Source organism: Dactylosporangium sp. CA-233914, assembly GCF_050942935.1.
In the GTDB taxonomy this organism is placed as follows: Bacteria; Actinomycetota; Actinomycetes; order Mycobacteriales; family Micromonosporaceae; genus Dactylosporangium.
The window spans coordinates 1185686-1199827 of record NZ_CP192030.1; the positions used below are offsets into that span (position 1 = coordinate 1185686).

The 14142-nt window shown below is 71.8% G+C and carries 11 protein-coding genes; 2 read left to right on the top strand and 9 right to left on the bottom strand.

From position 1 onward, the window contains the following. Nucleotides 1-304 precede the first annotated feature (304 nt). The 6 genes from ACQPY0_RS05495 to ACQPY0_RS05520 form a co-directional block, all read right to left on the bottom strand. Nucleotides 305-1084, bottom strand: coding sequence for a DUF7144 family membrane protein (locus tag ACQPY0_RS05495; protein ID WP_432985575.1), 780 nt, complete (start codon nt 1082-1084; stop codon nt 305-307). A gap of 342 nt (nt 1085-1426) precedes the next feature. Beyond that, nucleotides 1427-2101 (bottom strand): PP2C family protein-serine/threonine phosphatase, encoded by a 675-nt coding sequence (locus ACQPY0_RS05500; RefSeq protein ID WP_432985577.1) that lies wholly within the window; start codon nt 2099-2101, stop codon nt 1427-1429. Nucleotides 2102-2178: 77 nt separating this feature from the next. Then, the gene (locus tag ACQPY0_RS05505) at nt 2179-4815 is read right to left on the bottom strand and encodes a LuxR C-terminal-related transcriptional regulator (protein WP_432985579.1); all 2637 of its coding nucleotides are present in this window, start codon (nt 4813-4815) and stop codon (nt 2179-2181) included. Nucleotides 4816-5556: 741 nt separating this feature from the next. Continuing rightward, nucleotides 5557-6048 (bottom strand): MarR family transcriptional regulator, encoded by a 492-nt coding sequence (locus tag ACQPY0_RS05510; RefSeq protein ID WP_432985581.1) that lies wholly within the window; start codon nt 6046-6048, stop codon nt 5557-5559. Between the two features lie 24 nt (nt 6049-6072). Further along, entirely contained in the window at nt 6073-7389 is a 1317-nt protein-coding gene (locus tag ACQPY0_RS05515; protein WP_432985583.1) for a PP2C family protein-serine/threonine phosphatase, read from the bottom strand. Beyond that, on the bottom strand, nt 7350-8912 hold the full coding sequence (locus ACQPY0_RS05520; protein WP_432985585.1) for a dolichyl-phosphate-mannose--protein mannosyltransferase: 1563 nt from the start codon (nt 8910-8912) through the stop codon (nt 7350-7352). The genes ACQPY0_RS05515 and ACQPY0_RS05520 overlap by 40 nt, the downstream gene beginning before the upstream one ends. Before the next feature lie 38 nt (nt 8913-8950). On the opposite strand from ACQPY0_RS05520, the gene rsmI reads away from it, so the two are divergent. Further along, complete coding sequence (gene rsmI / locus ACQPY0_RS05525) at nt 8951-9778, top strand: 16S rRNA (cytidine(1402)-2'-O)-methyltransferase (protein WP_432985587.1); 828 nt, start codon at nt 8951-8953, stop codon at nt 9776-9778. Here the strand turns inward: rsmI and ACQPY0_RS05530 are convergent. Continuing rightward, nucleotides 9762-9947 carry a hypothetical protein gene (locus ACQPY0_RS05530; protein ID WP_432995013.1) on the bottom strand — a complete coding sequence of 62 codons (186 nt, stop codon included), beginning with the start codon at nt 9945-9947 and terminating at the stop codon, nt 9762-9764. The genes rsmI and ACQPY0_RS05530 overlap by 17 nt on opposite strands. 81 nt (nt 9948-10028) lie before the next feature. Continuing rightward, entirely contained in the window at nt 10029-10769 is a 741-nt protein-coding gene (locus ACQPY0_RS05535; RefSeq protein ID WP_432985589.1) for a hypothetical protein, read from the bottom strand. A 399-nt stretch (nt 10770-11168) separates the two neighbouring features. On the opposite strand from ACQPY0_RS05535, the gene metG reads away from it, so the two are divergent. Then, nucleotides 11169-12932: a methionine--tRNA ligase gene (metG, locus tag ACQPY0_RS05540; RefSeq protein ID WP_432985591.1), complete on the top strand. Its 1764-nt coding sequence runs from the start codon at nt 11169-11171 to the stop codon at nt 12930-12932. Here the strand turns inward: metG and ACQPY0_RS05545 are convergent. Beyond that, entirely contained in the window at nt 12929-14110 is a 1182-nt protein-coding gene (locus ACQPY0_RS05545; RefSeq protein WP_432985593.1) for a hypothetical protein, read from the bottom strand. The genes metG and ACQPY0_RS05545 overlap by 4 nt on opposite strands. Between the last annotated feature and the right edge of the window lie 32 nt (nt 14111-14142).

Here is a 14142-nt window from a genome sequence, read left to right on the forward strand (position 1 = left end):
ACGTCTGTTCGCCGACCTAGTCTCAGTGCGGCGGCCTCGGTCACGGCGACAAGCCGGCAGGTTGATGACGCGACACAGCAGCTCCACGGTGGGCGGCGCTGTTGCACGGGCGGCACATTCCCGCGGACGCAACAGCCCAGCGGCGAGCCTGGATGCCGTGCCCGGTCTGTCCGGCGCCGGTGAGCGACCCGGTGCGGGACAACCAAAAAATCCGGACAGCTGACCGCTGTCCGGATTTCTTGGATTCTTCGCACTTATCGCGTCGTGCTCACCGTCGCGGAAGTGAGGATCGTGCTGGCGGGAATCAGCGGATCACGTACGGCCGGGCGCCGATCGCGGCCAGCTCCGCCGCCTCGCCCGGGTCGACCGTGGCGGCCGCGATCGCCGCCTCGCCGGCCAGGACGAGCGGGAGCGGGTCGATGAGCGGGTCCAGCGACTCCAGGGAGGCGCGCTGGACCGGCACCCGTGAATCCTCCACCGGCACCGCCGCGTGGCCGACGGCCCGCACCCACACCCCCGGCATGTCCGCGACCAGTTCGGCCTCCACCGTCTCCTCGACCAGCGCCGCGTTGACCGGGGCGCCCACCGAGGCCATGACGATCACGGTGTCCTGCTGGGGGGTCACCTTGACGACGGCGGGAGCCGGCGGGCGTCCGGCCTTGTGGCGGCCCCGGTAGGTCTCCGAGCGGCTGTTGCGGCGCAAGCTCAGCTTCGCGGCAGGGGTCTGCGGCGCGGCGACGACGCTGCCGCGGGGCGCCGAGAGGATGAACAGGATGATCACGTCGAGCGTGACCATCAGCAGAGACCAGGCCGGATAGGCCCGGAGCATGGCCAGCTGCGAGATTGCGTGCAGCGCCACGACGCTCACCGCCCCCAGCCGGGCGCGCGGGCGGTCGGCGCGTATTGCCAGGCCGGTGACCGCGAGCAGCACGCCCAGCGTCACCGTGGCCGCGGCCCAGGTGCCGGCGCTGGTGTACGCAACGTTGTTGCGGTCGAACCCGACCTTGCTGCCGGCGAATGCCACCAGCAGCCCCTGCGAGACGTTCAGCGTGCCCACCAGTGTGAGCATCGTCGTGCTGAACATCCGAAATTCCTTGACCCGCATCCGCCCGTCTTCTCCTCAACATAGCTGCGGCGACTCGAATTACCGCCGGGGAGAAGAACGCGTGAAGCCGTGCCGGCCTCCGGTCGAAAACCGAAGACCGGCACGGCCTATATCCCCCGTTACTTGTTCCCCCCGGAACAGGCCCGACCCGTGGCGCCCGGTCCCGCCGCCCGCGGAACCGGACCCCGGCGCCGACCCCTCCACGCCGGTGTGCGGAAGGCCCACCGGACGTCGGCGACGTGTCGTGCCTGCAGACATCATTCGAGTGGTCCGGGTGAATGGGGATCACCCTCGATGGGTGAAGCACGGTGGGCCCGCCGGTCACACCGGCTCGGCCCCGAGCAGGCACGCGTCGTCGTCGGGGTTGCCGCGGCGGGCGCAGTCCAGCGCCGTGCGCAGCCGCTCGCCCGGGGCCGAGGCGCGCACGGCCGAGCGCACGTCGTCGGCGAGGCCCTGCACGCCCTGGTCGATCGCGCGGTCGCGGCGCTCGACGACGCCGTCGGTGTACATCAGCAGCAGGTCGCCGGCGTCGACCGTCACGTGCGCGGTGGCGTACCGGGCGGCCGGGTCGACCCCCAGCACCATGCCGGCGGGCTGGTCGAGCGTGCTCACCCCGGCGGGGGTGACCCGCAGGATCGGCAGGTGCCCGGCGCGGGCCCAGGTCAGCAGGCGCCCGGTGGGGCGCAGCCGGCCGCACACGGCGGTGGCCAGAGTCGTCGACGGGCGGCGGCAGAGCATCCGGTTCAGCGCGGCCAGGATGGTCCCCGGCTCGTCGCCGGCCAGCGCAAGCCGGGCCATCGCCGCGCGCAGTTGCACCATCGTCGCGGCGGCGGGCCGGCCGTGACCCATCACGTCGCCGACGGCGAGCAGGACGTCCCCGCCGGGCAGGGGAATGGTGAGGTACCAGTCCCCGCCCACGGCCGCGGCCCGGTCCGCGACGGCGTACCGAACACCGACCCGGACCCCGTTGACCTGGTCGCGTAACCCTGTAGCCATGCCGCATATCGTGTCCCGCGCACGGCGCCGGGCGACTCGCCTGAAACGGGTGAGACGAGCCTGAGCAGGGCGGTGGATCAGATGAGACTGAGCTCCCGCCCCCGGCGAACGGCGTCGCGGCGGCGGCTGACGCCCAGCTTGCGGTACACGTGCCGGACATGCGTCTTGACGGTGTTCGACGAGACGCTCAGCACGGTGGCGATCTCGGCGATGGAGAGCATGCTGCGCAAATACTGCAGCACCAGGGTCTCCCGCTCGGTCAGCGGGTCGGCCATCCGCTCGGCTGTCACATCGAACACGTCCGGCGCCGGGGCCTCGACCCGGGCCGGGCCGTCGAGCAGTTCGGCGATCCAGCCGGCGTGGCCCAGGAATGGCGTCCGGATGCCCTCCGGGGCCGCCAGGCGCAGCGCGTGCTCGATCCGCTCCGCGGCCCCGGCGAGGTCGCCGAGGCGGTGCAGCGCCTGGGCCAGCAGTACCGTCGCCGCCACCGCGGTCACCAGCGAGGATCGCGGCGCGGCCAGCACGCCCTCGAGCGCGTCGGCGGCCGCCTCCGGATGGTCCTCGGCCAGGCTGACCCGGGCGCCGGCGAATGCCACCGCGGGCGCGTCCGGGAAGCGCCGGGCGAGCTCGTCGAGCACCGCGCGGGCCCGCTCCGGCCGCCCCTCGGCCAGGCAGAGGTCGGCCTGCAGCACCCGGGCGGCGACCTCGGCGACCGGTGGCATGGCGCCGATGCGGTTGCCCAGCAGCGGCTCCAGCGCTTCCGTGGCGCCGGCCCGGTCGCCCGCGGCGAACAGCATCATGGCCAGGCTGATCGTGCCGCTCACCCAGCCGTTCGGGTCGGGCGGGACGTCCGCGGTGATGCTCTCGTCGAGGTGGTACCGCGCCTCGTCGAACTGGCCCCGGAGCCGTCCGACGGCGGCGAGCACCAGCCGGGCGTAGCTGATGTTGCGTGACTCGCCGATCCCGGCGTCGCGGCTGCCGTCGAGCACCCGGCGCGCGCACGCGGCCGCCGCCGACAGCCGGCCGCGGTGCAGGTGCAGCAGCGCCTGCAGGCAGTTGGCCTGCACGATGAGCAGGGTGAAGCCGGACCTGCGGGCCAGCGCGGCGCCCAGTTCGAGCGCGGAGTCGGCGTCGTCGACCTCGTCGTGGGCGATGCCGGAGCCGGCCAGCGTGAGGTGCGCGGCCGCGCGGGCGCCGTCGGCGGCGTCGGCGTAGAGGTGCTCGCCGCCGGCCTCCTCGGCGTGCCGCAGCAGGCGGGCGGCGGCGTCCGCGGCGCGCCTGGGCTCCTCGGCGCAGGTCGCCTCGGCCAGGCGTACGGCCGCCAGGATCTCGGCGTCCACCGGCGAGGGCGACTCCCCGAGCGCGCGCTCGCCCAGGCGGATGAAGGCCGACATCCCCGCCGCGTCGCCGACGTCGCGGCAGCAGACCGCGAGCGCGAAGGCGAGCATCGGGCGCTCGGCGATGTCCTGGGGAGGGCGCGGGCCGGTCCGCGGCGCCATCGCACGCTGCCCCGACCCGCACAGCTCCGGCCAGTACTGCACGAACAGCCGCTCCGCGCTGACCCAGTCGGCGCCGAGCGCAGCGTGCACGAGGGCGTCGCCGGGCAGCCCGTTCGCGGCGTACCAGCCGGCGGCCGCGCGGTGCAGGCCGCGCTCCTCGGCGGCGAGCGTGGTGCGCACCTCGGCGCGCAGGACCGAGCGCAGCAGGCGACGGTAGCGGTACCACGAGTGCGACCCGCCGTAGAACGTGGCCAGCCCGTTGGCGCGGCTCGCCTGAGCCAGCTGCCGGGCGCCGTTGCGGCTGCCGGTGAGCGCCTCGACCAGCCCCGGGCAGACCGTCTCCACGATCGAGGTGCGCAGCATGACCTCGTACACGTCCGGGTCGAGGTGGGCCAGGATCTCCCGCTGCACGTACTCGGTCAGCCCGACCTGCTCGTTCAGCCCGTCGTCACCCGCGACGAGGTCGGTGACGATCCGCTCCGGCTCGTGGCGGCCCACCATCGCCGAGAGCGCCACCGCGATCGCCGCCGGCCAGCCCTCGGTGACGTGCCAGAGCGCGTACCGGAAGTGCTGGGCCAGCCGAACGTCGAACAGTTCGGCCAGGTCCGCGATCTCGTCATGGGCGAACGCGAGCTGCTCTGCGCGCACCTCGGTGAGCTGGCCGCGGACCCGCCAGCGGTACAGCGACAGCGGCGGCTCACTGCGGGCCAGCAGCACGAAGCTGATCCGCTCCCCGAGCCGGGTCATCAGCCGCTCCACCCGCCGCAGGACCGTGCGGTTGGTGACGTTGTGCAGGTCGTCGAGGAACACGACGGCGCGCTCGTGCAGCCGGCCGTTGCTCCAGGCGTAGGTGGCCGGGTCCAGCGCGATGCCCGCGTCGGCCAGCGCGGCGGTGAGCTGCCGCCAGGCGGCCGGTCCGCAGTTCGGCTCGAACCGCACGTAGGCGGTGCGCCCCGGCGGGCGCCCGGCGGCGATCCAGGACGCGGCGAGCACGGTCTTGCCCCAGCCCGTCGGCGCGCAGATGAGGGTGACCGGCTGCTCGACCGCCGCGTCGAGATGGCCGAGCAGCCGTCCGCGCTCCAGGTGCGCCGCGGGCAGCACCGGCGCGCCCCGCTCGCAGACCCACTCCCTTGGAACCGGCCTCGTTTCCACGGGCCGCACCGGGGCGGCCCAGCCCGGCGAGCCGGGTAGCGGCTCGGGGACGTTGTCGTGCACCGATCTGTCAAGCGTGGTTTCGCCGTAATGGCTGGTATGCACCGTCACTCCCGAAGACGCGGGTCTACGACGTGCCCGGACCGGCACCTTTCCCGTGCGTGATTGACCGTGTACAGACGTCGAACACCATAGAACTCAAACGCGTTTTCAGGGGAGTACTTCATTCAACTATGTCGATTGGCGAAGCCGTGGAGATCCCCCCATTTCCGGGCTTTCGACGGCAGATCAATAGATATGTATAAATATAATCTCCGACTGCGGCAACGCCGAGTGTGCGAATCCGTTACCGGAATACGCTGTTTGTCCGGTTTTGCTGTCGGAGTGACTTGTGACCGGGTGAACCCCGGCTACTGAGCGTGAGGTGGCCGCCGAGGCGAACCGCCGGACGCCCGCCGCGGTGCGGCCAAACAGTGACTCGGCATCGCCCGTGTGGCGCGATTGCGGACGTTTGCGGCGTGTCGCGAGATGAAATGCCGAGTCAGCTCTAGTGATCTACTCAAGCAGCTGGGGAACTAGGCCGAGAAATTGCTCAGAATTACAAGCTTGTCATCAGTGAGATTCCTCATAGATAGAGATCCACTTACTCAAACACGTGCCAACCTGCAATTTGCAACCGGCAACAAGCCGCGTATGCCGCGAAACGGCCAGGCTCCAGGGCGCGCACGACCCGCCGGTGGACGCCGGCGGGTGGTGCGGGTCGAGCGGCGGCGCGCGACGGTGGCGGCTGGGCGTGCGCCGCGCTCAGCTGGCCTGGGCCGCCGAGTCGTCCTCCGCGAGCGGGACGCCGGAGGCGCGGGCGAACGCCGTGAGCCCGTGCAGGAGTGTGGCCCGGTCGTCCGGGGCCATCCGGCGCAGCACCGCGGCGATGGTCTCCTGCCGCTGCCGGCCGAGGCCGTCGAGCAGCCGGCGCGCCGTCGGGGTCAGCACCAGCCACACCTCCCGGCGGTCGCGCTCGTCGGCGGTGCGCCGCAGGAGGTCGGCGGCCTCCAGCCGGTCGCACAGCCGGCTCGCGGAGGAGGGCGCGGTGTGCAGGGCGACGGCGAGCTGTGTCAGGTTGACGGAGCCGGCCTGGTCGACGACGCCGAGCACGCGCAGCTGGGCCGCGGACACGCCGGAGTTGTCGTTGGCGGCACTCGTGGCGAGGACGAGCGCCTGGCCGGCGGCATCGACCACGGCCGCCGTCGTGGCCAGGTCATCGTGGCCGGGCGGGTGCGGTGAGGGTCTGCTCCGCACGATGTCCTCCGTGTCTCGCGGGGGTCACGGGTCGGCTCGGGGCGACCAGTCCAGGCAGATGATCAAAGCGTCGTCGGCGATTTCGGCGCCCGCGTGATAATCACGAAGGCTCCGCATGACGCTGCTGATCGCCTCGGCCGGTGGCTGCAACCGGGTCGATCGTATGGCACGGCTCAACTCGCGCTCACCGAACGTCGCCTCATTCGGCCTTAGGGCGGCATGTACCCCATCGCTGACTACGAAGAGCCGATCGCCGGGGTTCAACCGGGTGCGCTCCTCGACGTAACGGGTGTCGCCGAACATGCCCAGCGGCAGCTGCGCGTCGAGCTCCATGTCGCGCACCTGGCCGTTGCGGACCAGGATCATCCGCGGCGAGCCGGCGTCGATCATCCGCAGCTCGCCGGTGCCCGTGTTGAGCGCCAGCAGCAGCGTCGCCACGTGCCGTGCCCCGCCGTACTGCGAGAAGATCGCATCGGCCGCGAGCACCGCCTGGTCGGTCAGGTCGCCCGGCTGGCTCTGCCCCGCCGGGATCGAGCGGCGGGCGTTGCGCATGGCGTTGACCGCGAGCGTGGTCAGCAGCGCCGCGTCCAGCCCGGTGCCCATGCCGTTGAGCGCCGTCACGGTGAGCCAGTCGCCGTTGATCGACCAGTCGAAGTGGTCCCCGCAGACCGCGTAGGCCGGCTCCAGCTGGCCGGCGAACTTCACGCCCGGCTGCTCGTACGCCCGGGCCGGCAGCAGGTCCCACTGCATCTCCGCGGCCATCGTCAGCCGGCCCGTGCGCCGCCGGTCCAGATGGAAGCGGTCGGTGCGCCGGTAGGCCGCCGACAGCGCCACCGCGAAGCTCTCCGCCAGCTCCTCCAGATGCGGCCGCTCGGACGGCACCCGGTCGGCCTGCAGCCCCACGCTGAGCACGCCGACGCGCTCGCCCCAGGCGGTCACCGGCAGGTGCAGCCGGGCCGTCGCCTGCCCTTCGCGGGCCTCCAGCACCGGCGTCTGGCTGGCGAACGCGCGCGTCGCCGCGCCGAGCTGCTCGCCGAGGCCCTCGCCGGGCTCGGTGCCCGACGGTGACAGCGTCGTGGTGCGGTAGTCGGCCAGCCAGACCGTGCTGCTCTTGGTACCGTGTGTCGCGCTCAGGTACGCGTCGAGCGTCTCCACCAGCCGGTCCGGTGGGGCCTTACGTAGGGCTTTGTCGATGGAGCCAACGGAGGACATGCGAGCCTTTCGCCAGCCTTTGCTTGCCGTGCGGCAAATAATATAAGGCAGGGTTTCCGGCTCTTCAGATACCCACTCCCGGGGCAGGATTACACCCAGCGCGATCCAAGCCACATCCTGGAGAACCACTCCGTGTATGAAATGTCCATTCCGGAGTAGATCGGGTAGAAATAGGCGAAACAGGCGGCCACGAGCAGCACGTACGCCCCGGCGATGATCGAGCCGATGAGCCGTTGGTCGCTGTCGGGCCGCAGCTTCCGGCTCGGGCCGATGATCGCGCCGAGCACGTAGACCACCGCCAGGACCAGGAACGGCTCGGCCGGCAGGGCGTAGAAGTAGAACATCGTGCGGTGCTCGGGCATCTCGTTGAACCAGGGCAGGATCCCGGTCAGCGCGCCGGCCATGATCAGCCAGGCGCGGCCGTCGCGGCGGGCGATCGCCAGCCAGCCGAGCGCGACCAGGGCTGGCAGGAACGACCACCACAGCAGCGGGGTGCCCAGCAGCAGGATCTCCGAGGCGCAGCTGGCCGCGCCGCAGGGGCCGCTCTGGTCCCAGTAGAAGGCGACCGGCCGGCCCAGCAGCAGCCACTGCCACGGCCAGGACTGGTACTGGTGCTTGGTGGAGAGCCCGGTGTGGAAGTTGTACGCCTCCCGGTGGTAGTGCCACAGGTTGACCAGCGGGTCGAAGAACCGGTCCTTGGACAGGCCGTGGCTCTCGGCGTACCAGTGCCGGAAGTAGCCGTTGTCCGACAGGAACCAGCCCCACCAGCAGTTGACGTACACGACCAGCGCGATCGCGAACGTCGCCAGGAACCAGCCCGCGCCGTCGCTCCAGATGCCCTCGCGGACCCAGTGCTTGAAGCCGGCGCTGCGGCGGGCGCTCATGTCGAACAGCACCATGGCGACCGCGAAGATCGCCACGTAGTACACACCGCTCCACTTGACCCCGCACGCGAGGCCCAGTGAGATCGCGCACAGCAGTCGATACCACGGGAAGCCCAGCTTCGCCCGCACGCCCGGCCGGGACGGATCGAGCCCGTCCTCCAGCAGCCTGAGCCAGCGGGCCCGGCGCTGCTCGCGGTCGAGCACCAGGAAGAAGAACGCGACGACGATCCAGAACATCAGGAAGATGTCGAGCAGGGCCACGCGCGAGAGCACGAAGTGCATGCCGTCCAGCGACATGAGCAGGCCGGCGGTGCCGGCCAGGATCGTGGAGCGGAAGAGCCGATAGGCGGCGATGACGATGAGCAGGATCGAGATGACGCCGACCGTCACGGCCGCGATGCGCCAGCCGAAGGAGTTGTACCCGAAGAGCTGCTCACCGATGCCGATCATCCACTTGCCCAGCGGCGGGTGGACGACGTACTGCGGCGTGTTGTCCTCAGGGTTCCACTCCACGCCCTTCTGGAGCAGGTCCTGCGCCTCGTTGGCATAGTAGACCTCGTCGAAGATGACGTCCTTCGGGTGCGCCAGGTTGACCATGCGCACCAGCAGGCCGACGCCCGTGATCAGCGCGGCGACGAGCCAGAAGTTGAGGCCGGCCCGGGGCGGGCGCGCGAGGCGGCGGCGGACGATGTCGGGCACCACCCGCACGGGCGCGGCGGTGACGGGGCTCTCCGGCTCGCTTGCTTGGATCAGCACACCCGAGGTCATTGGGCGATCGTAGGGCCCGGGATGCCACCATCGCACATGTGCCGTTGATTCTGCTCGGAGCGCCGCTTGGAAATCCCGAGGACGCGTCACCCCGCCTGCGTGAAACCCTCGCGACGGCGGATGTCGTCGCCGCCGAGGACACCCGCCGGCTGGGGCGGCTCGCGCAATACCTCGGCGTCGAGATCGGCGGAAGACTCGTCAGTTATTTCGAGGGCAACGAGGAGCGGCGCACCCCGGAGCTCGCCGATCTGCTCGCGCAGGGCCAGACCGTCGCGGTGGTGACCGACGGCGGCATGCCGAGCGTCTCCGACCCCGGCTTCCGCCTGGTGCGCGCGGCCATCGCCCGCGGCGTGCCGGTGACCGCCGCCCCGGGCCCGAGCGCCGTCGTCACCGCGCTCGCCGTCTCGGGCCTGCCCTGCGACCGGTTCTGCTTCGAGGGCTTCCCGCCGCGCAAGCCCGGGGAGCGGCGGGCGTACTTCTCCACGCTCGCCGCCGAGCCCCGGACGCTGGTCTTCTTCGAGTCGCCGCACCGCATCGCCGACACGCTGCAGGACCTGGCCCGGGCCTTCGGCGAGGACCGGCCGGCGGCGCTGTGCCGGGAGCTCACGAAGACGTACGAGGAGATCCGCCGCGGCACGCTGGCCGCCCTGGCCGCGGACGCCGATACCGCCCGCGGCGAGATCACCCTCGTGGTCGCGGGCGCGCCCCCGGCCGCCGCCGAGCGTCCCTCCGACGCGGCGCTGGCGGCGGAGGTGGCGGCGCTGGTGGCGGCCGGGGCGGACCGCAAGGCGGCGACCCTGGAGGTGGCCCGGCGCCACGACCTGCCCAAGCGGGACGTCTACGCCGCGGTCATCGCGAACAAGTAGCCTCGGTGGCCCAGGCGACGAACCCGTCGGGGCGCACGAGCATCGCCCGGACCTTCGTGTACGCGGACGCCGTGTGTACCGCGACCTCGGGGCCGGCCTCGACCGTGAGCCCGGCCCCGAGGTCGAGCAGCAGCGCCCGCCCGTCGTGGAGTTGCTGGTTGAGCCGGATGCCATCCCGCCGCCTGGCCCTTGACCCTCGCGGCGAGCTTCCGGCCGAGGTTCGTCGCGTGGCGCGGCGCCGGGGGCCGGGTCAGTAGGCGGCCAGGACAATCGCGGCGCTCAGGACCAGGGGCGCCGCGGCCGTCAGGGACCAGGCCGCCAGGCGGTCGCGGAGGCGGGCGAAGCGCCAGGCGCCGGTCAGCCAGGCCAGGACGATTCCGCACAGCGCGATCAGGCCCAGGCCGGCCGCCCAGCGTACGCGCAGGCCCGACGCGTTGCCCGCGTAGGCGATCCGGCCGCCCGGGACCATCTCGGCCGCCACTGACGTGCCGGGAGCCTCGTCGAGGCCGACCACGCGGGCGCCGTCGACCGGGTCGGCACCCGGACGGGTGAACTCGGCCACACAGCGGCGCAGCACGCCCTCGCCCTTGCAGGACGTTATCTCGGCGGTGCCCCGCACCCGATGGCCCATGTCCAGCCAGAACGGCTCCGCGCTCGTCCAGGCGAAGAAGCCGGACAGCAGCGCGATGATCAGCATCGCACTCAGGCCGGCGGCCGGGCCGCGCGGGGGCCGGGACCGGCGCACCCGGCTCGGGCGCTGCGGGGCGCTGCGGCGGGCGTCGCGCGGCTCGCGCATGACGCGCAGCATCGGCGGGGGCCACACCTCCCCGCGGCCGGCGAGGTGGTCCTCCACCGCGGCACGCCCGGCGAGGTGGTCCTCCACCGCGGCACGCCCGGCCTCGTGCGCCGCCGCGGCCTCGGAACCCCCCTCCGCGAAGGCGTCCGGGCCACCACCGAGGCCCGCCGGCCCGAGCGACTCGTGCAGCGTCATCGTGCTGGTCGTGGGCCACAGCGGAAAGTCCTCGACCGCCTCGCCGCTACTCGGGCCGGAGGGCCGTGCTCCGCGATCGGGTCGTGCTCCACGATTGGGCCGTGGTCCGCGATCGGGCCGCGCGGAGGCCGGGGCGGAGCCGGAGGCAGCCGGGGCGGAGCCGGAGGCGGCCGGGGCCGGGGCAGGGGACGCGGCGGGCAATGCGATGGCGGAGGCCGGCACCAGGACGCGGACCGGCGGAATCCCCGCGGCCTCGCCTCGCCACCCCCGACGAACTGGCTCTTCGCTCACATTTCAATTGGACAACGGGCGATAGCCCACCTTTTGGACATCGAGAGCGTGTCGGAAGAAAGTATCCTGTTCGCCGAACACGGGCACGGTTCACTACGCTTGCAGGTCATGAGTCGTGTTCTCGCCGCGGTCGCCTGGCCTTACGCCAACGGCCCGCGCCACATCGGTCACGTGTCCGGATTCGGGGTGCCTTCCGACGTCTTCAGCCGCTACATGCGGATGGCCGGCCACGACGTGCTGATGGTGTCGGGAACCGACGAACACGGCACGCCGATCCAGGTCCAGGCCGACGCCGAGGGCGTGACCCCGCGCGAGCTGGTCGACCGCTACAACCGGGTGATCGTCGAGGACCTGCACGGCCTCGGGCTGTCCTACGACCTGTTCACCCGCACCACCACCGGCAACCACTACCAGGTCGTGCAGGAGCTGTTCCAGGGGCTCCACGACAACGGCTACATCATCGCCAAGACCACGCTGGGCGCGATCTCGCCGTCGACCGGCCGCACGCTGCCCGACCGATACATCGAGGGCACCTGCCCCATCTGCGGCTACGACAGCGCCCGCGGCGACCAGTGCGACAACTGCGGCAACCAGCTCGACCCCGACCAGCTCATCAACCCGCGCTCGAAGATCAACGGGGAGACGCCGGAGTTCGTCGAGACCGAGCACTTCTTCCTCGACCTGCCCGCGTTCGCCGATCAGCTCAATGCCTGGCTCGACACGCGCGAGGGCTGGCGCCCCAACGTGCTGAAGTTCTCCAAGAACCTCATCGACGACCTTCAGCCCCGGGCCATCACCCGCGACCTGGAGTGGGGCGTTCCGATCCCGCTCGCGGCGTGGAAGGACCGCGGGGACAAGCGGATCTACGTGTGGTTCGACGCGGTGATCGGCTACCTCTCGGCCTCGATCGAGTGGGCCCGCCGCAGCGGCGACCCGGACGCGTGGCGCAAGTGGTGGCAGGACCCGCAGGCCGATGCGTACTACTTCATGGGCAAGGACAACATCGTCTTCCACTCGGTCATCTGGCCGTCGATCCTGCTCGGCTACTCCGGCCCGAAGCCGCAGTCGCTCGGGGCGCTCAACCTGCCCACCGAGGTCGTCTCCTCGGAATATCTCACGATGGAGGGCCGGAAGTTCTCCTCCTCGCGCCGCGTGGTCATCTACGTGCGCGACTTCCTGGAGCGCTACGACGCCGACGCCCTGCGTTACTTCATCGCCGTGGCCGGCCCGGAGTCCAACGACACCGACTTCACCTGGGCGGAGTTCCGCCGGCGCAACAATGACGAGCTCGTGGCCGGCTGGGGCAACCTGGTAAACCGCTCGATCTCGATGGCCGCCAAGAACTTCGGCGAGATCCCGGCGGCCGGCGAGCTGACCGGCGAGGACACCGCGCTGCTGGCCTCGGTGCGGGCCGGCTTCGACTCGGTCGGGCAGCTGCTGGCCAAGCACCGGCAGAAGGCGGCCATCACCGAGGCGATGCGGGTCGTCGGCGAGGTCAACAAGTACTTCTCGGACCAGGCCCCGTGGAAGCTCAAGGAGGACAAGGCCCGCATGGGCACGGTCCTGCACGTGGCGCTGCAGGCCGTGAAGGACTGCAACACCCAGCTCACGCCGTTCCTGCCGCACGCCGCCCAGCGCATCCACGAGCTGCTCGGCGGCACCGGGGTGCACGCCCCGATGCCGGAGATCCGCGAGGTCGAGGACCTCGACAACGGCCGCAGCTATCCGGTGCTGACGGGCGACTACACCGTCGGCGCCAAGTGGGAGCACGTGGCGATCGAGCCCGGCACGAAGCTCTCGGCCCCGACGCCGGTGTTCAAGAAGCTGGACGAGTCCATCGTGGAGGAGGAACTCACCCGGCTACAGAGTTAGAGCTGATACCAGTGATCGCTCTCGTGGGCGTCGACCACCTCGCTGGCCGGCGCCCACGCCTCGTAGAGGCCGCGCTCGACGCAGTGCGCTCCCAGGCGCGCGACCTGGTCGCCGTCGGGCCGTGACAGGCGCAGGCGCAGCCAGTCGCCCTCCTGGCGGATCGCCGTGCAGCGGGCGTCGCGCCAGGTCGCGCGGGGCACGCGCCGGGCCAGGGATTCCAGGGGGTACCGCGCGGCGCGGGTCTTCGCCGCCACCCGGAACTCGCCGGGCGGATCGACGATCGCCTCGAACACGTTGTCGCGATAGGTGCCGAGGTATCTGGTCATCGGCGGATTGACCGGGAAGTACTCCTGGTCGGAGGCGTCCGGCAGCAGGTGGCGCCACTGCGGGCCGTGCATGCGGCTCCAGGCGCGCTGCTCGGGCAGGTACGTGTAGAGGGTGACCTCGGTGCCGTCGCCGGTGTAGGCGACCAGCGAGGTGTTGGCCGGCATCGGCAGCTCGGCCAGGTCGGCGGTGACGAACTCGGGCACGATGTGCTTGCCGCTGGGGGCGAAACCGGTGCCGATCACCGGCGGGCCGAGCCGGTCGTGGGGCGGCATCGTGACCAGGCCGGGGTAGGCGGCGGCGAGCGGGACGTCGTAGTCGTGGGCGTCCACGGCCCGCCAGCGCACCGCGAAGACCACGTCGCCGGTCGACTCGCCGGTCAGGATCGCCAGGTCCTCCGGGGTCCGTAGGTGGGCGACGTCGAAGGCGCGGTAGCAGAAGCCGCTGATCGGCCAGCCCTTGAGGTACCCCTGCAGCTGCCGGCCGGAGAGAAACTTGATCATGCGGGTGCCCCGGCGCACGACGGCGGTGCGGCGGATCGGGGCGAGCGCGGCGGCCGCCGACGGGGTCTGGCTCAGGCGGTGGATGGCGGCCCAGTCCAGCGCGCGGGTGACCGGCATCAGCAGCGGCTCGTCCTCCAGCCCGTCCAGGGCGGAGGCGACCTCGGTGGCGTGGACGAAGCGGCGGTACGGCCACTTCGCCCCGGGCCGCGGGTTGGGCAGGAAACCGGGGGCCGGGTGCGTGGCATACACCTCGTACGCCGCGCCCTGTGCGATCTCCTCGGCCGGATAGGCGACCCCGTCGATCGTCACGCTGTGGGTCGCGGACCCTTCCGCGTGTCCGATTACCGTCACTTGAGCGACGCTAGGGTCGGGTGGTTGTCGCG

Bases quoted from the DNA above. Each gene is read 5' to 3' on its own strand.
- ACQPY0_RS05495 (WP_432985575.1), bottom strand. From the start codon at position 1,084: ATGTTCAGCACGACGATGCTCACACTGGTGGGCACGCTGAACGTCTCG.
- metG (WP_432985591.1), top strand. From the start codon at position 11,169: ATGAGTCGTGTTCTCGCCGCGGTCGCCTGGCCTTACGCCAACGGCCCG.
- ACQPY0_RS05535 (WP_432985589.1), bottom strand. From the start codon at position 10,769: ATGACGCTGCACGAGTCGCTCGGGCCGGCGGGCCTCGGTGGTGGCCCG.
- ACQPY0_RS05500 (WP_432985577.1), bottom strand. From the start codon at position 2,101: ATGGCTACAGGGTTACGCGACCAGGTCAACGGGGTCCGGGTCGGTGTT.
- ACQPY0_RS05520 (WP_432985585.1), bottom strand. From the start codon at position 8,912: ATGACCTCGGGTGTGCTGATCCAAGCAAGCGAGCCGGAGAGCCCCGTC.